A 21,265-nucleotide genomic window follows, 5' to 3' on the forward strand; every position below is an offset into this window, starting at 1 on the left:
GTCGCCTATTGCCGCGACCGACATTGGTTACGTCAGCTTTGAGAACGACCACTACGTGCTCGATCTCTGGGGGCTCGGATCTGAGGAAGCACGTCAGCTCAACCAGAGCGGCAGGCGAAATGTGCTTCCGGCGCTCGCCGCCAGACACGATGTCCATCTGGTCATGATCGCCGACCGGCTAATCTCTGACGTGCTCCCGGCGGAATGGCAGAAAATCGCCGTTCTGGAGTTGGCCTCGAGGCGCATAACGGCGGCCGATGCCGCGGTCTCGTTCTACGTTGTCGGCCTGGATCAAGCGGAGTGTTCGCACGTGGCCGAACAGCTTGCAGAGTTCAAGCGCACGCTGGCATTCCCCGAGATCCTGACCGTGAACGCCGGCAATTGCGACCGGTCGGAGATCACGAGCGGATTCTAGCCCGGAGTATTCGCCGGTCGGCAGGGTGATGGGCGACGATAAGCGCGGGCGGCGAGCCGCGCCCGCGGCCAGGAGCGAGAGCCCCGCCACGAGGCGGGGAATCCCGTCACCGCCGCCGCAGCAGATCCCGGATCTCGCTGAGCAGCTGTACCTCGGCCGGCGGTGCTTCCGGGGCGGCGGGCGCGGCCTCTTCCTGCCGGCGCAGCCGGTTGATGCCCTTGACCATCATGAACAGCGCGAACGACACGATCAGGAAGGCGATGATCGCGTTCAGGAAGAGGCCGTAGGCCAGGACCACCGCCCCCGCGTCGCGGGCGGCCTTGACCGAGGTGAACGTCGCGCCGGTCGGATTGCGCAGGACCAGAAACAGGTTGCTGAAGTCGGGGGTACCGATGATGCCGGAGATCACGGGCATCAGCAGGTCATTGACGAGCGAGGTGATCACGGTCCCGAAGGCCGCGCCGATGATGATGCCGACGGCCATGTCCAGCATGTTGCCCTTGACCGCGAACTCCTTGAACTCCTTGAGCATGGGGAGCCCTCCTCTTCCACCGGACATGCACGGCTAGGTACAGGTCAGTTGCCGATCTGGACCGCGCTCCCCATCTCCCGCAGCATCGCGATGGCCGAGAGATACGAGAGGCGGCCGGTCCGCGGATTCTCGGACGGCACGTTCTCGACCTCGATCCGCAGCGTGCCGAACTCGCCCTCGATCGTGATCCGGTGCTGGTTGCGGGCCTGACCCGGCACCGCGTAGAGCTTGATCCGGGTGCGCTCGGGCCCGATGCCGGCCAGGGACAGCGCGGCCACCACGTTGACATTGGCGGGAAATGCGCGCACCGCCTCGGTGGCGGGGCCCTCGAAGATCAGGGTCTCCGCGGCGATCGCGTCGAGATCGATCCGGTGCTGCTCGATGTAGGGGGCGCCGGCCAGCCCGCGCGGCGGCTTGCGCGTCTCCATGGTGACCGCGGTGATCGCGCCCTCGCGCGCGCCCTTGACGCCGTCGAGTCCGGCGATCGCGCCCGAGGGCACGAGGATGCGGCAGCCGTGCTTCTCGGCCAGGCGCGCCCAGTCGTCGAGCACGCCGACCAGGGCGCCGACCGAGAGCACCATCAGGTGCTTGCCCGCGCTCAGCACCGCGGGGCCGAACTCGCGAAGCGCGGCCTGCGTCGCCGCCTCCACGATCAGATCCGAGCGCTCGATGAGCGCGGGGAGCGGCAGCGCGGCGAAGCCGGCGGCGGTCTCCGGCCGGCGCACCGCGACGCCGGCGAGCGCGACACCGGGGATGCCGCGCTGGATCGCCTCCGCGACGCGCTGTCCGATCACGCCCATCCCGACGATTCCGGTCTTCAGCATGACGTCCTCGATTCGACTCCGGCAGTGCGGCGCCGGAGTGCCGCGATCTTAGCAGCGCCGCGCCGGGCGCCACAAGGGACCATGCTAGAATCGGCGGCGGAGATTGCGTGGATGCCCTCGACGCCCCGGCTCCAGGAGCCCCTCGATCGGCTCTACCGCGAGTTCGATTGGGCCGCGCGCGCCGACCTCGACGCCATCCGGTTCCCGATCCGCTACGCGGCCGCCGCCGACCGCGAGGTGGTCGCGCTGCTCGCGGCCTGCATGGCCTACGGACGCGTCGATCTGTTCGGGCCGTGGGTCGACTGGGCCCTCGTCCGCATGGGTGACTCGCCGGCGCGCTTCGTCCTGGGCTTCGATCCGGCCAAGGACGCCGCCCGCTTCGACGGCTTCCGCTACCGCTTCAACCGGCCGCGCGACCTGGCTGCCTTCTGTCTCGCCACCCAGCGCGTCCTCATCGCGCACGGCTCGCTCGGGGCGTTCTTCCGCGCCGGCTATGCCCCCGATGACCCGCACGTCGGCCCCGCGCTGGAGCGCTTCGTCGCCGGCTTCCTCGTCCAGGATCTGTCCGCGGTGTTCCCGCGCAACCGGCTCTCGTACGGCTATCGCCACTGGTTCCCGCGCCCCTCGACGGGCGGGGCGTGCAAGCGCCTGCACCTCTTCCTGCGCTGGATGGTGCGTCGCGAGGCGCCCGACTTCGGGCTGTGGACCGACATCCCGACGTCGGCGCTGCTGATGCCGGTGGACACCCACATCGAGAACATGGCCCGCGCGGTCGGGCTCACGCGGCGCCGCAGCCGCAACTGGAAGATGGCCGAGGAGATCACCAGCGGGCTGCGCCGGCTGGACCCGGCGGACCCGGTGAAGTACGACTTCTCGCTCTGCCATACCCGCATGTCCGGCCAGTGCCTCGACCGCCGCGACGAGACGGTCTGCCCGCCGTGCCGGCTTCGCCCGGTCTGTTGCCACTGGCGCGGACGGAGACAACCGGCGTGAGCGCGACCGGGCTCTGGGCGGTGGTCGCCGCGCTCGCGGTCGTGCTCGGGCTCACCGCGCTGGCCCTGTGGCGGACGGTGGCGCGCCTGGGAGCCCTGGAGGCGGCCCGCCAGCAGCCCGACCAGGCCTTGCTGCTGCTGCAGCGGGACATCCAGACCGCGCGCACCGAGGCCCATCAGGCACGGACCGAGACGCTGGCCACCGTGAAGGAGGAGCTGCACCAGTTCGCGAGCCGGATGACCGCGGAGATGGGGCAGGTGGGCAGCGGCGTGCAGCAGCAGCTGCAGCACGTGGGCTCGGTGGTGGGCGCGGTGCAGGGCAGCCTCGGCAAGCTGGGTGAGGTCACCCAGCGCGTGTTCGACGTGGGCCGCGATATCGCCGGGCTCGAGCAATTGCTCAAGTCGCCGAAGATCCGCGGCGGGGTGGGCGAGACCCTGCTCGAGAACCTGCTGGCCCAGATGCTGCCGCGCGAGCAGTACGCCCTGCAGCACGCCTTCGCCACCGGCGACCGGGTGGACGCGGCCATCCGCATCGGCGAGCGCATCGTGCCGGTCGACGCGAAGTTCCCCCTCGAGAACTTCCGGCGCATCCTGGACGAGCCCGACGAGGACCGCCGCCCCGCGCTCCGTCGGGCCTTCCTTCGAGACGTCAAGAACCGGGTGGACGAGATCGCCAAGAAGTACATCCTGCCCGACGAGAACACCTTCGACTTCGCTCTCATGTACATCCCGGCCGAGAACATCTACTACGAGGTGATCGTCAAGGAGGACGGCGAGGACGAGCCGCCCGCCGCCTACGCCCTCGGCCGCCGGGTGGTGCCGGTCTCGCCCAACACCTTCTACGCCTACCTGCGTGTCATCGTGCTGGGCCTGCGCGGTCTGCGGATCGAGCGGGACGCCCAGGAGATCCAGGCGCGCCTGGGCCGCTTGCGCGGCGACCTCGAGAAGTTCCGCGACGCCTTCGACGTGGTGGGCAAGCACCTGAGCAACGCCCGCAACAAGTACGACGACGCCGCCGCCGGCCTGGGCCGGCTGGAGGGCAAGCTGGAAGGCATCGAGCGGCACGGGGAGCAGGAGGCTCTCCCGGGCATCGGAGGCTAGTCGGCCCGCACCTGCCCGGTCCGGTAACCAGCAGTTGTGGTAGGATCGAAGAAATCCACCATCAGAGGGTCCCATGCCCGATATCCAGTTCCAGGTGTACGGCATCAACCTCCTCGTCCGGCTCATGGCCGAGCCGCCGGCCGACGTGCGGGTGCACTGCCCGAAGGGCTCGCCGATCCGCTACGGCGAGGTGGTGGGCCGTGGCGACGGCTTCGACGAGGGGGCCAACGCCTTCCGGGACATGCCTCCGGTTCGCTCGGTGGTCGCGTTCGAGGAGAATCCCGAGGAGGTGGAAGGTCACTACTTCTACATCGCCGGGGAAGAGCATCGCGTGATCCGGCTCGACGCCATCATCCTCTCCTTCCCGCTGGAATAGCCGCCCCGTCCTGGCTGTGGCCGCGCTGTCGCAGGTCCTCCGCAAGATCGACGCGGACGAGGTAGTGGAGTTGACGCGGGACCTCGTGCGCATCCCGAGCGTCTATCGGCCGGGCGATCCCGCCGGGACCGAGGCCCAGGTGGCCGCCTTCGTGGAAGGCTGGCTCCGTCGCGAGGGCTTCGCGATCGAGGTGCAGACGGTCGTCCCCGGCCGGCCGAACGTCATCGGCTGGCTCGGCGAGAAGCGTCCGGGCCGCCGCAGCCTGCTGCTCGAGGGCCACACCGACGTGGTGACCGAGGGCGATCCCGCCGAGTGGTTGCACCCGCCCTTCTCGGCCGATCTGGTGGACGGCCGGATCTACGGTCGCGGGACCGCCGACATGAAGAGCGGCCTCGCCGCCGCGATGGTCGCCGCCGCCGCCATCAAGCGCGCCGGTGTCACCCTGCGCGGCAAGCTGGTGGTCGGCGCGCTCGTGGACGAGGAAGACGGCATGATCGGCGTGCGGCATCTCTGTACCACGCCGGTCGGTCGCGAGCTGGACGCCGCGATCATCTGCGAGCCGGAGGACAACGAGCTGTGCCTCGAGCAGCGCGGGGTGGTCTGGGCTCGCTTCCGCGTGCGCGGCAAGATGGCCCACGGGGCGATGCCGGAGGCCGGCGTCAACCCGATCGCCGGCCTCGGCCGGCTGCTGGCCGCCGCGCCCGCCCTCGAGCGGCGCCTCCGCCGCGCCTGCGAGCGCAGCCGGCATCTCCGCCCGCCGACCGTCACCCCGACCATCATCCAGGGGCCGCCCGTGAAGGTCGGCGTGCCGCAGTCCAACGTCATCCCCGCGGTGGCCGAGACCACGTTCGACATCCGACTGACTCCGGGAGTCGGCGCCGACGACATCCGCGCCGAGCTCGAGGGCATCTGCCGCGACGTGGCCGGAGCGCAGCCGGGTCTGAAGGTGGAGTGGGAGCCGGTCAATGCCTTCCGGCTCGCCACCCGCGTGGACCGCTCGGAGGCGCTCGTGCAGGCGATGATCCGGGGGGTGAAGCAGGCCACGAAGCGGGCGCCGCGCTACGGCGGCGTGCCCGGCTCGACGGACGGCACCATCCTCCGGATGGAGCTCGGCATCCCGATCGTCACCTGCGGCCCGGGAGACCGGCTCATTCCGCACCAGGTCGACGAGTTCGTCACGACGGATCAAGTGGTCGAAGCGGCGAAGATTTATGCGGCATCGGCTCTGAACTACCTCGAAGTCGAGTGACCGGCTCCGCCAACCCCCGACTCCGCGCGCTCGAGGCCTTTCCGGTCGAGCACGAAGGGCAGCAGTGCATCGCCCTGCGCGACCCCGCGGGATTCACCGACCAGATCGCGGTGCTCCCGCCGCTCCTGCTCGATCTGGTGTCCCTCTTCGACGGCGAGCATTCGATCGCCCAGATCCAGGACGTCATGCGAGGGCGACACGGTGAGACCCCGAGCGCGGATCAGATCGCGGCAGTCGTGGAGCGCTTCGACCGCGCCGGCTTCCTCGACAGCGAGCGGTTCGCGGCGCGGCGCCTGGCCCTGGAGGACGAGTTCCGGCGCAGCCCGGTGCGGGCGGCCAGTCACGCGGGCGCGGCGTACGCCGGCGAGCCGGCCGAGCTCACCGCGCAGATCGACGCGTTCTTCACCGGCCCCGACGGACCGGACCATCCAGAGTCGACGCCGGCCGCCGCGCGCGTGTCGCGCTCCTCGGGGCTGAGCGCGCTCATCGCGCCGCACATCGACTTCCATCGCGGCGGCTCGACCTACGGATGGGCGTACAAGGAGATCCTCGACCGGTCGGACGCCGATCTCTACGTGATCCTGGGCACCTGCCATGCCGGGATGGCCGATCCCTTCTCGGTGACGCTCAAGCCCTACGACACGCCGCTGGGTGCCGTGCCCGTGGACCGGGAGTTCTACGAGGGGCTCGCCGGGCGGGCGGGTCAGGATCTGCTGGCCTCCGAGCCCGCCCATCGGCGCGAGCACTCCATCGAGTTCCAGACCGTGATGCTCCAGCGCCTCCTGGGCCGGCGGCGGCCCTTCATGATCCTGCCGGTCCTCGCCTCGTATCTGCACGAGGCGATCTGGCGGCGCGGCCGACCGGAGGCCGACGCGCGGGTGCCGCGCTTCGTGGATGCGCTCCGCGACACCATCGCGTCGTCGTCGCGCCGGGTCTGCCTGATCGCGGGTGTGGACCTGGCCCACGTGGGCCCGCGCTTCGGCGACGCCGCGCCCAACACCGCCGACTCGCTCGCCGCGGTCGAGGCGGCCGATCGCCGGATGCTCGAACCGGTGGTGGCCGCGGACGCGGGCGGCTTCTTCGCGTCGGTCGCCGCCGACGGTGACGCGCGTCGCATCTGCGGCCTGTCGCCCATCTACACGCTGCTGCGCCTGCTGCCCGGCTCGTCCGGGCGACTGCTGCGCTACACCCAATGGCCCGATCCCGAGGGCGCGGTGACCTTCTGCGCGGTCAGCTACCCGTGAGCGATCCGTCGACCTGGACCCTGCCGCGGCTCCGGATCGACCGCGACGGCGCCTGGTACCACGACGACGCCGAGGTGACGCATGCGGGGATCCTGGCCAACCTGCGCGAGAACCTGCGCGTCGACGAGCAAGGCCACTACCTGCAAGTCGGGCCGGCGCGCGTGCCGGTGGAGGTCGAGGACACGCCGTTCATCGTCGAGCGCGTCGAGGCCGAGGGCGATGGCTTGACCGCCACCTTGAACGATCTGAGCCGCGAGCCCCTCGCCGTCGAGTCGCTCCGCGTGGACGAGCGCGGGATCCCGCGAGCCCGCGTCAAGGGCGGCCGGTTCGCCGGGCGACTCAGCCGGGCCGCCACCTACCAGATGCTGCAGTTCGTCCAGTCGGGCGAGGGCGGCCCCGCCCTGGTGCTGGGCGGCCGGCGCCACCGCGTGCCCGGCCTCTAGGCGCCCGGCGCGCCGGGCTTCGGGAACGCGGAGAGTCGCCGTAGCCCGTCCTCGTCTCCGGCCTGCACGAGACGATGGAGCGGGCCATGCTCCCGCCACGCCTGGCAGGTGTTCACGTACCAGGGATCCCGATCGCCGGGCCGCTCCGGCGCATCGGAGAACGCGGCGCCCGCGCCCTGGCGCACCGCGGGAGCCAGCGCGTGGATGAGCGCGGTGAAGTGCGCGCAGCCGTGCTGCCGGCCGAACCGCTCGTTGACCTCGCGGGTGAATCCCCGCGCGATCGACAGCCCCACCAGCTGCTGCAGCGGCGGCAGCGCCTCGGGGCAGATCGTGTAGGGATGCGACGCCATCTCGCTCTGCACGGCGGTGATGACCAGGCCCGGCTGCGCCACCCGCAGGCGGAGCCGCATGTCGTGGATCACCGGCGGCGGATCGGAGCCGAACCACGGCCGGACCGTGACCGGCCGCTCGTCGGTCAGGGTGGCGGTGACGTCCAGCTCCGTCGGACCCGCGGGGGCGATCTCCACGCGAATCGTCCGCACGTGCACCGGCTTCGACGGCGGGGCGTCGTCGCTCATCGTTCGGATGCGACCTCCTTGAGGGCTTCGACGATCTCGGCGTGGATGAGACCGTTACTGGCGGTGATGGACGGGGCGGCGAGGTCGAGCGGGGCGCCGCCGACCGCGGTGACGGTGCCGCCCGCCTCCCGGATCACGAGCGCGCCCGCCGCGACATCCCACGGGCCCAGGCGCTGCTCCCAGTAGCCGTCGAGGCGCCCGGCCGCCACCGCGGCGAGCCCGAGCACCGCCGAGCCGATCGAGCGCACGCTGCGGCAGCGATGCATGAGGCCGGCGTGCTCGAGGAGGTTGTCCCGCGGCGCGGCGCGGATGTCGTTCGGATAGCTCGTGCCGAGCAGGCTCTGGCCGAGCGCCGCGGTGGCGGAGACGCGCAGCGGCGCGCCGTTCACGGTGGCGCCGCGCCCGCGCTCGGCCACGAAGATCTCCTCGCGCGATGGATCGTAGATCACCCCGACCTCCAGGGCTGAGTCCCGCTCCAGGGCGATGGACACCCCGTAGATCGGGAACCCGTGCGCGTAGTTGGTGGTGCCGTCGAGCGGGTCCACGATCCATCGGTAGGGCTCGGCGCCGGGCTCGGAGCCGGCGAGGGCGCCGCTCTCCTCGGCGAGGATGGAGTGGCCGGGGAACCGGCGGCGGATCGCGTCGAGAATGATGGCCTCGGCGCCGCGATCCATCTCGGTCACCAGGTTGGTCGGGCTGCCCTTGTAGCTGACGGCGGGGCGCGTGCCGAAGCGGGATCGCAGGAAAGCGCCGGCCTGGCGGGCGGCGTCCACCGCGACGTCACGAAAGGATTCGCTCACGGAGCTCGAGAATACCACGCCCGATGCTTGACAACCCGGCGCGCCTCTCCCAGCATGGCGGCCATGCGCATCGTGGTGATGGGATCGGGCGGGACCGGCGGGTATTTCGGCGCCAAGCTGGCGCGCGCGGGCGAGGACGTGACCTTCGTGGCGCGGGGCGCCCATCTGACCGCCCTGCGGTCGAACGGCCTGCGCATCAAGTCCGCGGTGGAAGGGGAATGGACGGTGCGCGCGCCGGCGGTCGAGCGCCTCGACGGATTGCCGCCCGCCGATCTCGTGCTCTTCTGCGTGAAGTCGTTCGACACCGAGGCGGCGGCGGCGCTGATCCGGCCGGTGGTCGGTCCCGAGAGCGGCGTGCTCTCGATCCAGAACGGGGTGGACAACGAGGAGAAGCTGGGCCGCGCGCTCGGGGCCGGTCACGTGCTGGGCGGCGCGGTGCGCGTCTTCGCCACCATCGAGGCGCCCGGGGTGATCACCCACACCTTCGGCGGCCACCTGACCTTCGGGGAGATGGACGGACGGCTGACCGAGCGCGCGCGCGCCTTCCTCGCCTCCTGTCAGAAGGCGGGGATCCCCGCCGAGCTGGTCACCGATGTCGAGCGCGCGCTCTGGGACAAGTACGTGTTCCTGACCACGCACGCCGGCATGACCGCCCTGACCCGCTGCCCGGCCGGCGTGCTCCGCGCGCTGCCGGAGGTGCGGGAGCTGTACCGGCGCATCGTCACCGAGATCGTGACGATCGGGCGGGCCGCGGGGGCGCCGGTCGACGAGAGCCTGCTCGAGCAGGGCATGAAGTTCCTCGACGGGGTCGCGCCCAACGCGTATTCGTCGCTGCACCACGACCTGACGCAGGGCAAGCGGCTCGAGCTGGACGCGCTGCACGGTCACGCGGTCCGGCTGGCCGAGCGCCATGCGGTCGCCGCGCCCACCGTCTTCGCGGTCTACGCGGCCTTGCGCCCGTATCGCGACGGCGCCCCGCGCCTGCCCGGCTAGGCGGGGCGCGCGGCGGCTGGTGCGCCGCCGCGCCGGGTCTATACTGACCCGGTGTCCGCACTGAGACGTCTCCTGCCGTATCTCGACCGCTACCGGCCCCGCTACCTCGGCGGCGCGGCGTGCATGCTGGTGGCGACGGCCATGGCCCTCGGGATCCCGTGGACCGTGAAGTCGGCGGTGGACGCGCTGGAGCGCGACGGTACCGCGGCGCGGACCGGACCGTACGTGCTGCTGATCCTGGCGCTCGCCGCCGCGCACGGCGTGGCGCGGCTCGTCTCGCGCTTTGCGATCCTCGGGGCCGCCCAGTGGGTGGAGCACGACATCCGTCAAGATCTCTATGCGCGCCTGCTGACCCTGCCGCCCGCGTTCTACCACCTCCACCGAACGGGCGACTTGATGTCGCGCGCGGCCAACGACATCAGCACGCTGCGGGCGCTCTCCGGCTTCGGCTACGTCATGCTCGTCGGCACCGCCTTCGCCTTCGTCGGCACGCTCGCGGCGATGTGGTCGATCGACCCGCGACTCACCCTGTTCGCGGTGGCGCCGTTCCCCGCGCTGGTGGTCGTGGCCAAGCGCTTCAATCACGACGTGGACGTGCGGTCGACCGCGGTGCAGGAGCAGCTGGGCGCGCTGTCGGCGAAGGTGCAGGAGAACCTGACCGGCATGCCGGTCGTGCGCGCCTACACGATGATGGACCGGGAGATCGGCGAGTTCGGGCGGCTCAACCAGGAGTACCAGGTCCGCAACCTGGCCCTGGCCCGGACCCAGTCGATCTCCTGGCCGCTCATGGGCCTGGTCTCGGGGCTCGGCGCGCTGATCGTCCTGTGGCTCGGCGGCAAGGCGGTGATGGACGGGCGGATCACCCTCGGCTCGTTCGTCGCCTTCAACGGCTACCTCGCGCAGCTCGCCTGGCCGACCATCGCGCTGGGCTGGACGCTCGCCAGCATCCAGCGGGGGCTCGCGGCCATGCAGCGCGTGATCGAGATCCTCGACGCCGGGGCGGACCCGCTCATCGCCCCCGGGGACGCGCCGGAACGTCGCGAGGCCCGCCTGGATCAGGGCCCGATCGAGTTCAAGCACCTCTCGTTCGGCTACGATCGACGCGGCGTGGCGCTCCACGACGTCTCGTTCGCGGTGCCGGCCGGCGCGGTGGTGGCGATCGTGGGGCCGACCGGCAGCGGCAAGTCGACCCTGGGCGCGCTCCTGTGCCGGCTCTACGAGCCGCCGCGCGGCACCGTCTTCGTGGGCGGCTGCGACGTGCTCGATCTGCCGGTGGACCGGCTGAGGCGATCCATCGGCTACGTGCCGCAGGAGTCGTTTCTCTTCTCTCGGCCCCTTCGCGAGAACGTGCGTCTGGCCGACGAGAGCGCCGACGACCGGCGCCTCGAGGAGGTCGCGCGCACCGCCGGCCTCACCGACGACCTGGGCGGGCTGCCCGGCGGGTGGGACACCGTCGTGGGCGAGCGCGGGCTGACCCTCTCGGGCGGGCAACGGCAGCGGGTGGCCCTCGCACGCGCGCTGGTGGCCGACCCGCCGTATCTGGTGCTCGACGACGTGCTCGCTTCGGTCGACGCGGCCAAGGAGTGGGAGATCACGCGCGCCCTCCGCTCGGCAGCCGGTGGCCGCACCACGCTGCTGATGACCCACCGGCTGAAAGCCGCGGCGGAGGCCGACGCCATCGTCGTCCTGGACGAGGGGCACGTCGTGGAGCACGGCCGCCACGCCGACCTGCTCGCCGCCGGCGGCCTCTACGCCCGCCTCTGGCGCGTCCAGCAGCTCGAGGATGAGCTGGCCAATGCGTGACACCGAGCTCGACGACGAGATCCTCGGCCGCGCCTACGACGCCCGTCTCATGCGGCGCCTGTGGGCGTTCACCCGGCCGCACGTCCGGCTCGTCCTCGCCACCTGCGCGCTCTTCCCCGCGGTGACCGTGCTCGAGCTGACCCAGCCGTACCTGATCAAGATCGCCATCGACGAGCACATCCTGCGCCGGGACTGGCCCGGGCTCGGCCGGATCGCCGCGCTCTTCCTGCTGCTGCTGATCGCGCTCTATGCGCTGCGGGCCGGCCAGGCCTATCTCACCCAGCTGACCGGGCAGCGGGTCATCGGCGATCTGCGCGCGGCGCTCTTCGCCCACCTCCAGCGGCAGGACGCGAAGTTCTTCGACCGGAACCCGGTCGGGCGGCTCATGACGCGGATCCTCAACGACGGGGAGGCGATCCAGGAGCTGTTCACGAGCGGGCTGGTGGCGCTGCTCGGCGACGTGCTCACCCTGACCGGCGTGGTGGTGATCATGCTCGGCATGGACTGGCGGCTGGCCCTCGTCACCTTCGCGCTGGTGCCGGTGCTGGCGCTGGCCGCCGGATACTTCCGGCTACGCGCCCGCGACAGCTACCGGGTGGTGCGCACGCGGCTGGCCCGCCTGAACGCGTTCCTGCAGGAGTCGCTGCAGGGGATGAGCGTGATCCAGCTCTTCGCCCGCGAGCACCGGGAGCGGCAGACGTTCGGCGACCTGTCCGGGGCGCTGCGGCGGGGGCAGTTCCGCTCGACCTTCTACGACGCCTCGCTGTACGCCACCGTGGAGGCCCTCGGCTCGGCCGCGGTGGCCCTGCTCCTCTGGTACGGCGGCGGGCAGGTGGTGACGGGCGCGCTGACCTTCGGCGCCCTGGTCGCGTTCCTCGAGTACACCGGGCGCTTCTTCCTGCCGATCCGCGATCTCGGGGCGAAGTACGCGGTGATGCAGGCGGCCATGGTCTCCGCGGAGCGGGTGTTCGGCCTGCTCGACCGCCAGCCGACGATCGTGTCGCCGGCGTCCGCCGCGCATCCGGCGGTGATCCCGCCCCGCGCGGCGGACACGCCCGCGGTCGAGCTGCGCGACGTCTGGTTCGCCTACGAGGGCGAGCAGTGGGTGCTCCAGGATTGCTCGTTCACGGTGGCGCGCGGCGAGCGGGTGGCGCTGGTGGGCCCGACCGGGGAGGGCAAGACCACCATCGCGCGGCTCTTGATCCGGGCCTACGACGTGAGCCGCGGCCGGGTGCTGGTGGACGGCGTCGACGTGCGAGAGTGGCATCTGGAGACGCTGCGCCGGCACGTGGGGCTGATCCCCCAGGAGCCCTTCCTCTTCTCGGGCACGGTGGAGGACAATCTGGTGCTCGCGGCCGACGGGGTTCGCGACGAGCCGGCGATCCGGCGCGCCCTCGCCGCGGCCAACGCGGAGCGGTTCGTGACCGCGCTGCCAAATCGCCTCGGCGAAGAGCTGCGCGAGCGCGGCGTCAACCTGTCGCAGGGACAGCGCCAGCTGCTGGCCATCGCCCGGGCCATCATCTATAATCCACGCGTTCTCGCGCTGGACGAAGCGACGTCCAGCATCGATCCCGAGTCGGAGGCGCTGGTGCGGGTCGGCCTCGCGCGGCTGCTGGAAGGCCGGACGAGCGTGGTCATCGCGCATCGCCTCTCGACGATCCAGCGAGCCGACCGCATCCTCGTGCTGCATCGGGGTCGAATCCGGGAGGCGGGCGGCCACGCCGAGCTGCTCGCGCAGGGCGGCCTGTACTCCCGGCTGCACGAGCTACAGTTCGGCCTGGGACGAGCATGAAGGCGTTTCACGCGGCGGTGTACCGGCTGGTGCGTCGGATTCCCCGAGGGCGCGTGGCCACCTACGGGCAGATCGCGGCCCTGCTGGGCTACCCGCGCGCCGCGCGCGCGGTGGGGCAGGCCATGAAGCACGCGCCCGTCGGTCTGCCGTGGCATCGGGTGGTGAACGCGCAGGGCGGCATCAGCCGCCGGGCCAACATCGGCGGGATGCTGACGCAGCGGCTGTTGCTGGAGCAGGACGGCGTGCGGGTCCGGCGCGGACGCGTGCGCCTGCGGGAGCACCGCTGGACGGGCGGAGGCGGCGGCCGCCCGCTGGCCATCGCCGTCCTCGAACGACTCTGACGGAGGGATTCCATGCGCCTCGGACTCAACATCGGCTACTCGCGCTCCTCGCTCGGCATCGACCTGTCCCTCGTGCAGCAGGCGGACCGGCTCGGGTTCCACTCGGTCTGGTCGGCCGAGGCCTACGGCTCGGACGCGGTGTCACCGCTCTGCTGGATCGCGGCCCAGACGAAGCAGATCAAGGTCGGCACCGCGATCATGCAGATCCCCGCGCGCACGCCGACGCTCACCGCGACCACCGCGCTGACCATCGATCAGCTCTCGGGCGGCCGCTTCATCCTGGGGCTGGGGGTCTCGGGCCCTCAGGTCGTGGAGGGCTGGCACGGCGTCGCCTTCGGCAAGCCGCTGGCCAAGACGCGCGAATACGTGGACATCGTGCGCATGGTCTGGAAGCGGGAGCGCCCGGTCGAGCACAAGGGCGAGTACTACCAGATCCCGTACGCGGGGCCCGACGCCACCGGCCTCGGCAAGCCGCTGAAGTCCATCCTCCACGGCCGTTCGGACATTCCGATCTACCTGGCCGCCATCGGCCCGAAGAACGTGGCGCTCGCCGCCGAGATCGCGGACGGCCTGCTGCCGGTGTTCTTCTCTCCCGACCGCATGGCGGTGTTCGCCCCGAGCCTCGAGGCCGGGTTCCGGGCGGCCGGCGGCGGCAAGTCCCTCGCCACCTTCGACATCGCGCCCACCGTGCCGATCGTGCTGGGGCCCGACGTGGCCGCGTGCCGGGCCATCATCAAGCCCCGCCTGGCCCTCTACGTGGGCGGCATGGGCGCGCGCGGCAAGAACTTCTACAACGAGCTGGTGAGTCGCTACGGCTACGAGGGCGACGCCCGGCGCATCCAGGATCTCTACCTGGGCGGCAAGAAGGACGCGGCGGCCGTCGCGGTGCCCGACGCGCTCGTGGACGAGGTCGCGCTCTGCGGCCCGCGGGAGCGTATCGCGGAGCGGCTGCCCCGCTGGAAGACCGCCGGCATCACCACGTTGATCTGCGGCGCGGTGCAGCCGGAGGCGCTCGAGCTGATGGCGGAGCTGGTGCTCTAGCGCCGTGAAGCCCGCGGTCCTGAAGGTGCAGACGGCGATCGCCCGGCACGGCCTCCGGCGCGAGGTCATCGAGCTCGAGGTCCACGCGCGGACGTCGCAGCAGGCCGCGGACGCGCTCGGGGTCACCGTCGGGCAGATCGTGAAGTCGCTCGTCTTCACCGCGGCCGGCCGGCCGCTCCTGGTGGCGGCCTCCGGCGTCAATCGCATCGACGAGCGCCGGCTCGGAGAGCTGGCCGGAGGCCCGATCCGCCGGGCCGATCCGGACACCGTCAAGCGGACGACCGGCTATACCATCGGCGGGGTGCCGCCGATCGGTCTGGAGAGCGAGCTGGCCGTCTACATCGATCGAGACCTGCTCGGCTACGATCTGGTCTACGCGGCGGCCGGGCGGCCGGAGTGCGTCTTTCCGATCGCGCCGGAGGAGCTGGTGCGGGCGACGGGGGGAACGGTCGTGGACATCAAGGAAGTCGGGAGCGATCCCGCAGGAGGCGCGGCATGAGACTCGAGAACAAGGTGGCGCTGATCACGGGAGCGGGCTCGGGCATCGGCCAGGCGACGGCTCAGCTCTTCGCGCGCGAGGGCGCGCGGGTGGCGGTGGTCGACCTGAGGGAGGACGCGGCGAAGACGACCGCGGAGCAGATCGAGCGGAGCGGGGGACAGGCCCTGGCCATCCGCGCCGACGTGTCGAAGTCGAGCGACAACGCGGCGGCCATCCAGCAGACGATGGCCCGGTGGGGGCGGCTCGACGTCTTCTACGCCAACGCGGGCGTGCCGCAGTTCCCGACCCCGGTCGAGAATGTCGACGAGGCGGTGTTCGACCAGATCATGGCGGTCAACGTGAAGGGCGTGTTCCTGGCCGCCAAGCACGTGATGCCGGTCTTCAAGCGCCAGCAGTCGGGCGTCCTGCTCATCACCGGCTCGACCTCCGGGATTCGCCCGCGGCCCGGCGTGCAGTGCTACTCGGCCTCCAAGGGCGCGGTGCACACTCTGGCGAGCAGCCTGGCCATCGAGTTCGCCGCCTTCGGCGCGCGGGTGGTGGCGATCGCCCCGGTGGCCACCGAGACCCCGATGCTCGCCACGTTCATGGGCAAGAAGCAGGTGGACGAGGAGGGCATGACCCGCTATCGCGGGACGGTGCCACTCGGCCGGCTCAACAAGCCGGAGGACCTGGCCCAGGCGGCGCTGTTCCTGGCCTCGGACGAGGCGGCCATGGTCACCGGCAGCGTCTTTCCGGTCGACGGCGGTCGCTGCATTTGATCATCCAGCCGCTGGCCGCCGAGTCGCTCGGCGTCCGATCGGTGGCCACCTACGTCGAGTGCGGTCAGACGCGGGTGCTGATCGACCCGGGCGCGATGCTCGCGCCCAATCGCTTCAACCTCGAGCCGGCGGACGAGGAGTGGGAGGCGCTGCGGCGAGCCAACGACCGGATCTCGGCCTACGCCGCGCGCGCGTCCCTGCTCTTCGTCAGCCACTATCACGAGGAGCACTTCCGCTACGATCCGGGGCTCTACGCCGGGCGCGGGCTCTGGGCCAAGGACCCGAAGCGGCACATCGCGGGCCGTCAGGCCTTGCGGGCGGCGACGCTGTGGAAGGGCCTCGCCGGCCGGTGCGAGCCCGACGTGGCCGAGGGTCGGCGGCTCGAGACGGCCGACGCGACGCTGCAGGCGTCGCCGCCGCTGAGCCACGGGCCGGACGGCACCGCCCTCGGCTACGTGGTCGCGCTCACCGTGGAGGACCGGCGCGAAGGCACGCGGTTCGTTCACGCCTCCGACGTGCAGGGGCCGCTCTCCGCGGTGGCCGCGGCCTACCTGATCCGCGAGCGGCCGACCGTGCTGTATTGCTCGGGTCCGCCCGCGTATCTGGAGTCGCAGCTGGGCGCCGACGTGGTCGAGCGCGGAATCGAGCATCTGCTGCGGATCATCGATCGGACCGGCTGCCGCGTGATCCTCGACCACTACGCGCTGCGGGACGCGACGTACCCGGAGCGGCTCCGACGGCTGTGGGAGACCGGGCGCGTGGTCACCGCGGCGGGATATCTGGGACTGGGCGATACGCCGCTCGAGGCGCGCCGGCGCGATCTGTGGACGGGCCGGCGCAAGCCGCCCATGCCGGTGCGCCCGTCGCGGGCGCGTGGCCTCGCGGCCGGCCGCACCGCGGAGGCGGCCGAGCAGAAGACGTTCACCTTCCGCCCACGAGTCGGGCGGGTGAGAGAAGGATGAGGCGATGAGCGACGACAAGGCCCCGGGCGTGGGCGATCCCGCGCCCGACTTCACGCTGAAGACGATCGGGCTCAAGGACGTGAGCCTCCAGAGCTTCCGGGGGAAGAATGTGGTCCTGCTCTTCTACCCGCTCGACTGGACGCCCGGCTGATCCACCTGCATGCCCGCCTTCGACCGGCGCGTCCGGGATTTCGAGGCGGCCAATACCCAGGTCCTGGGTATCAGCACGGACAGCCCCTTCAGCCACGAGAACTGGGCGAAGGCGGTCGGGATCTCCCACTATCCGCTGCTCTCCGACATCCATCGCTCGACCAGCCGGGACTACGGCGTCTACTGGCCCGACTGGAACGCCAACGTGCGCGCCACCTTCCTGATCGATCGCCAGGGCACGATCCGCTTCGTGGAGCGCTACGGCCGCGGGGAGCTGCCGGACCCCGACCGGATGCTCGCGGAGATCAAGAAGCTCTCCTAGGCCGGGCCGCCGGCGGCGCCGCCGGTGCCCGGGTGGTCAGCGCCACTCCGAGCAGCACCAGCGCGCCGCCGGCGACCTCCGGCCACTCGACGGTCTCGCCCACCATCAACCACGCGAGCAGCACGCCGACGATCGGCTGGAGGTTGAGGAAGACCGCGGCCCGGCTCGGGCCGACCGCCTTCACGCCCTCGTACCACCAGACGTGGGCCACCGCGCCGAGGATCGCCTGGTAGAGCACCACGAGCCACGCGGCCTCGGACGTGAAGTCGGGCCGCGGGAAGAACGGCGCGGCCACCAGGGTCATCGGCAGCAGCATGGCCGAGCCCAGGATGTAGGACGCGGTGGTCGCCACCGCGGGAGAGTGCACGGTCAGGACCTGCTTGCCGTAGATCGTGTAGGCGGCCCAGCCGGCCAGCGAGATCATCAGGACGAAGTCACCGGGCAGCAGCTCGAGATGGATGAGGGCGCGCCAGCTGCCGCGCGTGATGACGAGCAGCACGCCCGCCAGCGACGCGGCCACTCCCGCCCACTGGCGCCGGCGCAGCCGCTCGCCCAGGTAGAACCGCGCGCCGAGAGCCACCATGATCGGCGTGGCCGCTTGTAAGATGGCCGCGTTGGCCGCGGTGCTCAGCGCGATGCCGAGGTAGGTGCCGCCGGTCGAGACGAACAGCCCGGTGAATCCCAGGAACGCGAAGGTCCGGAAGTCGGCCGCGCGCAGCTCGCGGAACTCGTCCCAGCCGCGCCGGAAGAGGAGCACGGTCAGGAAGGCGGAGGCCAGCGTGCAGCGCAGCGCCACCAGCACGTAGGGCGGGAAGTGGGCCAGGGCGAGCTTGGCGAAGGCGGGATACGAGCCCCAGAGCGTGGCGATCAGCGTGAGCGCGAGGTAGGCTCGCGTTTGACCGGCGTCCGGCACCCGCCTATGATAGCGCGGCCGTCATGGCGGACTACATCCTGGAGCGCCGCATGTGGCTTCCGCGGGCGCGCACCGACGTCTTCGAGTTCTTCGCCGATCCCCGCAACCTCCCGCGCATCCAGCCCCGATGGGCGCGCCCGCGCTGGGTCGTCGAGCCGCCGCGGCGGCTCGCGGTGGGGACCCTGCTGGATTTTCGGGTGCCCGGCCTGCCCGGGCGGTGGCGAGTCATCGTGCGCGAGTTCGACCCGCCGCATCGGTTCGTCGACGCGCAGGTGCGGGGCCCGTTCGCGCGCTGGGAGCACCGGCATCGGTTCGAGGCCGGGCCCGCGCGCGAAGAGGCCGGCGCGCCGGAGGGCACCTGGGTGGAGGACCGCGTCACCTACCGGCTCCCGCTGGGGCCGATCGGGCGCCTGATCCACGCCCTCGGCGCGGGCCGGCGGATCCGCCGCGCCTTCGAGTACCGGGACCGGCGGCTCGCCGCGCTGCTCGGTCGCGCCTAGGCGGCGGGGCTCAGGCCGCGGCGGCGGGCAGCTGGATGCCGAGGGCGGCCAGCCGGGGGCGGACCCGCTCGGTGAGCAGTCCGATGCGCGCGAGGTTGTTCACCATCGAGCTGTGCATGTCGCGCTTGAAGTACTTCCGGTAGACCGCGTAGTCGTTGCGGGCGGCCACGTCGCGACGGAAGGCCTTGGCCTCCTCGATCTGGGCCGGGGTCAGGCCGATGTCGCGATAGGCCTCGAGCGGGAAGAAGCCGGTCAGCACCTTCTCGAGCGCCAGGCAGGTGAAGTCTTCCATCTCGCGCCGCTCGCCGTCGCTGGCCTGCTGGACGATGTCGGGCAGCGCGAGCATGCCGAAGCCCATGTGGCGCGACTCGTCCTGCAGGATGCGCGCGCACACCTGGCGGAGGAGCGGATCGGCGGCGGCCTCCTGCATCATCTTGAAGATGGCCACCGCGAAGGTCTCGGCCACCAGCTGCAGCGCGATCGTCTTGATGTACCAGCGCGAGTCGGTGAGGATCGCGTCGAAGAGCACGCGCTCGTTGTCGGGCATCGGGTAGTGCAGGCCGCCGAGGCGGGTCTGGATGTAGCGCTCCAGCACCTCGTTGTGGCGCGCCTCGTCCATGACCTGGGTGGCCTGGAAGAACTTCTCGTCGGAGCCCTGCACGATGTTCACCATCTGGCTGCAGGCCAGCATCGCCCCTTGCTCGCCGTACACCAGCACCGACAGCCGCCACGCCGCCACCCGCCGGTTCAGCTCGACCCGGTCCTTCTCGGACAGGCTCGACCAGAGCCGGCTGCCGTACACGTCCACCAGCTCGTCGGAGAGCACCCGGCCGTCGGACGGCTCGGCGGTCTCCCACTCGATGTCCCGGCTCGCGTTCCACTGGTCGCGCTTGGCCTTCTCGTAGAGGCTGCGCATGTCCTCCGCCTGCACCGAGTAGTCGAACTCGAAGACGGTGTCGATCGTTCCGGAGATCACGCGACGATCCATGGAGCTCCTCCTGAGGAAAGCCAGGAAAACCGGTGAGTCTGCTTTTTAGACTAGCTGGTTTTTATCACGGCCCCCGGGAGGTGTCAAGTAGACTGGGTCGCCATGAACGCGAGGCGCAAGGCGGCCCGGGCCCAGATCCTGCGGGCGGCCGCCGACCTCTTCCGGGAGCGCGGCTACCAGGCCTCCACCGTCGACCACATCGCGGCCCGGCTCGGGATGTCCAAGGCCTCCCTGTACACCCACTTCCGGGCCAAGGAGGAGATGCTGGCCGCCATCTCCCGCGAGACCATCGAGGCGTTCACCCGCGACCTGAACCTGGTGCTGGCCTCGCGCCTCGGCGCCGAGGACAAGCTGCGCACGGTGGTGCGCCAGCACGTGCAGTTCGTGATCGCCAACCGGTCGTTCCTCACCGTGTTCTTCGGGGAGGAGGCGAACCTGCCCCCGCGCTTCGTGCGCTCGCTCGCCGCCCAGAAGGACCGCTACGACAAGGGCGTCGAGCGGATCGTGGCGGAGGGGATCCGCAGCGGGGTCTTCCGCGAGATGGCCCCGCGCCTCGTGGTCTTCGCGCTGCTGGGGATGGTGAACTGGGTGCACAAGTGGTACAACCCGCGCGGCGGCTGGGAGGCCGAGGAGATCTCGGCGGCCTTCCTGGCCCTCATCGAGGGCGGGCTGCTCCGTCGGCAGCCTCGCGGCCGCGCCCTGAGCAGCCGCCTCCGCCGGCTCGAGCGCGAGCTGCACGACGTCGCCCGTGCCCTCGACGCGTGACTGGCTCGGCGCCCACATGTCCATCGGGGGCGGCCTCGCCCTCGCGCTGGAGCGGGGGACGGCGGCCGGCTGCTCGGTGGTGCAGATCTTCCTGAACGACGCCAGGCAGCCGCTCGGCTCCGGGCTCGATCGCCACGAGAAGATCGGCCGCGGCACGCTGGGAGTCGGGCCGTTCCGGCACCTGATGAACGATCGGCGGTTCGCGCGCGTGCCGATGGCGCTGGAGACCCCGAAAGACCCCGAGCCGCGGGCGGACCGCGAGGCCCTCGCGCTCCTGCGGCGTCTGCGTCGACGCTGAGGGCTGCCCCTCAGCGGGAGCGCGCCACCCCCGTGCGCGGACAGCCGGCGCGGATCGGGCAGCGGGAGCAGTGCGGCGACACGGGCAGGCAGATGTTCTGGCCGAACGAGACCAGCAGGTCGTTGTAGCCGATCCAGTACCGACGGGGCAGGCGCCGGCGCAGCGCCATCTCCGTCTCCTCCGGAGTCTTCGTCCGCACGTAGCCCCAGCGGTTCGAGATGCGGTGCACGTGGACGTCCACGCAGATTCCCGGCTTGTTGAAGCCCTGGGTGACCACCAGGTTGGCGGTCTTGCGCCCGACGCCCTTCAGGGTCAGCAGGGCGTCGATGTCGTCGGGAACGGAGCCGCCGTACCGGGCGATGAGATCGCGGCTGACGTCGCGCAGGACGCGCGCCTTGGTCCGGTAGAAGCCCACCGGGTAGATCGCCCGCTCGATCGCGCGAGGCGACAGCCGCCGCATGGCCTCGGGGGTGTCGGCCCGCGCGAAGAGCCGGGCCGCGGCCGGGCCGGTGGTCTCGTCCTTGGTGCGCAGCGAGAGGAGGCAGGCGATCAGCACGCGGAACGGATCGTGCCATTGCGCGGCGAC

The 21,265-nt window shown here is 71.5% G+C and carries 26 protein-coding genes; 19 read left to right on the forward strand and 7 right to left on the reverse strand.

Annotated features, from left to right (window positions below; translation table 11 throughout):
* Nucleotides 1-415, forward strand: a 415-nt coding sequence (locus tag VKN16_16230; GenBank protein HME95754.1) for a hypothetical protein, incomplete at its 5' end; no start/stop codon positions are given.
* A gap of 106 nt (nt 416-521) precedes the next feature.
* On the opposite strand, the gene mscL is transcribed toward VKN16_16230, so the two are convergent.
* Together mscL and VKN16_16240 are read right to left on the reverse strand one after the other, a co-directional pair.
* On the reverse strand, nt 522-947 hold the full coding sequence (gene mscL / locus VKN16_16235; protein HME95755.1) for a large conductance mechanosensitive channel protein MscL: 426 nt from the start codon (nt 945-947) through the stop codon (nt 522-524).
* 44 nt (nt 948-991) lie between these two features.
* Complete coding sequence (locus VKN16_16240; GenBank protein ID HME95756.1) at nt 992-1,771, reverse strand: aspartate dehydrogenase; 780 nt, start codon at nt 1,769-1,771, stop codon at nt 992-994.
* Between the two features lie 111 nt (nt 1,772-1,882).
* On the opposite strand from VKN16_16240, the gene VKN16_16245 reads away from it, so the two are divergent.
* From VKN16_16245 to VKN16_16270, 6 genes are all read left to right on the forward strand, one after another.
* Complete coding sequence (locus VKN16_16245; GenBank protein ID HME95757.1) at nt 1,883-2,764, forward strand: TIGR02757 family protein; 882 nt, start codon at nt 1,883-1,885, stop codon at nt 2,762-2,764.
* A complete protein-coding gene (locus VKN16_16250; GenBank protein HME95758.1) occupies nt 2,761-3,864 on the forward strand; it encodes a DNA recombination protein RmuC in 1,104 nt (367 codons plus the stop codon). Before VKN16_16245 ends, VKN16_16250 begins: the two co-directional genes overlap by 4 nt.
* A gap of 73 nt (nt 3,865-3,937) precedes the next feature.
* Nucleotides 3,938-4,240, forward strand: coding sequence for a hypothetical protein (locus VKN16_16255; GenBank protein HME95759.1), 303 nt, complete (start codon nt 3,938-3,940; stop codon nt 4,238-4,240).
* Nucleotides 4,241-4,256: 16 nt separating this feature from the next.
* On the forward strand, nt 4,257-5,489 hold the full coding sequence (locus tag VKN16_16260) for a M20 family metallopeptidase (GenBank protein HME95760.1): 1,233 nt from the start codon (nt 4,257-4,259) through the stop codon (nt 5,487-5,489).
* Nucleotides 5,486-6,733 (forward strand): AmmeMemoRadiSam system protein B, encoded by a 1,248-nt coding sequence (gene amrB, locus VKN16_16265; GenBank protein ID HME95761.1) that lies wholly within the window; start codon nt 5,486-5,488, stop codon nt 6,731-6,733. The genes VKN16_16260 and amrB overlap by 4 nt, the downstream gene beginning before the upstream one ends.
* Nucleotides 6,730-7,176 carry a DUF2946 family protein gene (locus tag VKN16_16270; protein HME95762.1) on the forward strand — a complete coding sequence of 149 codons (447 nt, stop codon included), beginning with the start codon at nt 6,730-6,732 and terminating at the stop codon, nt 7,174-7,176. Before amrB ends, VKN16_16270 begins: the two co-directional genes overlap by 4 nt.
* On the opposite strand, the gene VKN16_16275 is transcribed toward VKN16_16270, so the two are convergent.
* The gene (locus VKN16_16275; protein HME95763.1) at nt 7,173-7,754 is read right to left on the reverse strand and encodes a DUF2889 domain-containing protein; all 582 of its coding nucleotides are present in this window, start codon (nt 7,752-7,754) and stop codon (nt 7,173-7,175) included. The genes VKN16_16270 and VKN16_16275 overlap by 4 nt on opposite strands.
* A complete protein-coding gene (locus VKN16_16280) occupies nt 7,751-8,554 on the reverse strand; it encodes an inositol monophosphatase family protein (GenBank protein ID HME95764.1) in 804 nt (267 codons plus the stop codon). Before VKN16_16280 ends, VKN16_16275 begins: the two co-directional genes overlap by 4 nt.
* A 63-nt stretch (nt 8,555-8,617) precedes the next feature.
* Here VKN16_16280 and VKN16_16285 point away from each other — a divergent pair, with 63 nt between their 5' ends.
* From VKN16_16285 to VKN16_16325, 9 genes are read left to right on the forward strand one after another with little or no spacing between them, the layout of a single operon-like run.
* Complete coding sequence (locus VKN16_16285; GenBank protein ID HME95765.1) at nt 8,618-9,547, forward strand: 2-dehydropantoate 2-reductase; 930 nt, start codon at nt 8,618-8,620, stop codon at nt 9,545-9,547.
* 51 nt (nt 9,548-9,598) lie between these two features.
* Nucleotides 9,599-11,350, forward strand: coding sequence for an ABC transporter ATP-binding protein (locus tag VKN16_16290; protein ID HME95766.1), 1,752 nt, complete (start codon nt 9,599-9,601; stop codon nt 11,348-11,350).
* The gene (locus VKN16_16295) at nt 11,343-13,142 is read left to right on the forward strand and encodes an ABC transporter ATP-binding protein (protein HME95767.1); all 1,800 of its coding nucleotides are present in this window, start codon (nt 11,343-11,345) and stop codon (nt 13,140-13,142) included. The genes VKN16_16290 and VKN16_16295 overlap by 8 nt, the downstream gene beginning before the upstream one ends.
* Nucleotides 13,139-13,483, forward strand: a complete 345-nt coding sequence (locus tag VKN16_16300; protein ID HME95768.1) for an MGMT family protein — start codon at nt 13,139-13,141, stop codon at nt 13,481-13,483. The genes VKN16_16295 and VKN16_16300 overlap by 4 nt, the downstream gene beginning before the upstream one ends.
* A 12-nt stretch (nt 13,484-13,495) precedes the next feature.
* On the forward strand, nt 13,496-14,524 hold the full coding sequence (locus VKN16_16305) for an LLM class F420-dependent oxidoreductase (protein ID HME95769.1): 1,029 nt from the start codon (nt 13,496-13,498) through the stop codon (nt 14,522-14,524).
* Nucleotides 14,525-14,528: 4 nt separating this feature from the next.
* Nucleotides 14,529-15,023 (forward strand): YbaK/EbsC family protein, encoded by a 495-nt coding sequence (locus tag VKN16_16310; protein ID HME95770.1) that lies wholly within the window; start codon nt 14,529-14,531, stop codon nt 15,021-15,023.
* Nucleotides 15,020-15,781, forward strand: a complete 762-nt coding sequence (locus VKN16_16315) for a glucose 1-dehydrogenase (GenBank protein HME95771.1) — start codon at nt 15,020-15,022, stop codon at nt 15,779-15,781. The genes VKN16_16310 and VKN16_16315 overlap by 4 nt, the downstream gene beginning before the upstream one ends.
* Nucleotides 15,778-16,743 (forward strand): hypothetical protein, encoded by a 966-nt coding sequence (locus tag VKN16_16320; GenBank protein ID HME95772.1) that lies wholly within the window; start codon nt 15,778-15,780, stop codon nt 16,741-16,743. Before VKN16_16315 ends, VKN16_16320 begins: the two co-directional genes overlap by 4 nt.
* Before the next feature lie 4 nt (nt 16,744-16,747).
* Complete coding sequence (locus tag VKN16_16325; protein ID HME95773.1) at nt 16,748-17,215, forward strand: peroxiredoxin family protein; 468 nt, start codon at nt 16,748-16,750, stop codon at nt 17,213-17,215.
* On the opposite strand, the gene VKN16_16330 is transcribed toward VKN16_16325, so the two are convergent.
* Entirely contained in the window at nt 17,199-18,128 is a 930-nt protein-coding gene (locus VKN16_16330; protein ID HME95774.1) for a DMT family transporter, read from the reverse strand. The two genes, VKN16_16325 and VKN16_16330, sit on opposite strands and share 17 nt — an antisense overlap.
* 23 nt (nt 18,129-18,151) lie before the next feature.
* Here VKN16_16330 and VKN16_16335 point away from each other — a divergent pair, with 23 nt between their 5' ends.
* Nucleotides 18,152-18,628, forward strand: a complete 477-nt coding sequence (locus VKN16_16335) for an SRPBCC family protein (GenBank protein HME95775.1) — start codon at nt 18,152-18,154, stop codon at nt 18,626-18,628.
* A gap of 10 nt (nt 18,629-18,638) precedes the next feature.
* Here the strand turns inward: VKN16_16335 and VKN16_16340 are convergent, their stop codons facing one another.
* Nucleotides 18,639-19,616, reverse strand: coding sequence for a ferritin-like domain-containing protein (locus VKN16_16340; protein ID HME95776.1), 978 nt, complete (start codon nt 19,614-19,616; stop codon nt 18,639-18,641).
* 102 nt (nt 19,617-19,718) lie between these two features.
* On the opposite strand from VKN16_16340, the gene VKN16_16345 reads away from it, so the two are divergent.
* Together VKN16_16345 and VKN16_16350 are read left to right on the forward strand one after the other, a co-directional pair.
* Nucleotides 19,719-20,381, forward strand: coding sequence for a TetR/AcrR family transcriptional regulator (locus VKN16_16345; GenBank protein HME95777.1), 663 nt, complete (start codon nt 19,719-19,721; stop codon nt 20,379-20,381).
* Nucleotides 20,365-20,679, forward strand: a complete 315-nt coding sequence (locus tag VKN16_16350; protein HME95778.1) for a TIM barrel protein — start codon at nt 20,365-20,367, stop codon at nt 20,677-20,679. Before VKN16_16345 ends, VKN16_16350 begins: the two co-directional genes overlap by 17 nt.
* 10 nt (nt 20,680-20,689) lie before the next feature.
* Here the strand turns inward: VKN16_16350 and nth are convergent.
* A partial coding sequence (gene nth / locus VKN16_16355; GenBank protein ID HME95779.1) for an endonuclease III occupies nt 20,690-21,265 on the reverse strand: 576 nt, incomplete at its 5' end.

The organism is Candidatus Methylomirabilota bacterium (assembly GCA_035315345.1).
GTDB lineage: Bacteria > Methylomirabilota > Methylomirabilia > Rokubacteriales > CSP1-6 > CAMLFJ01.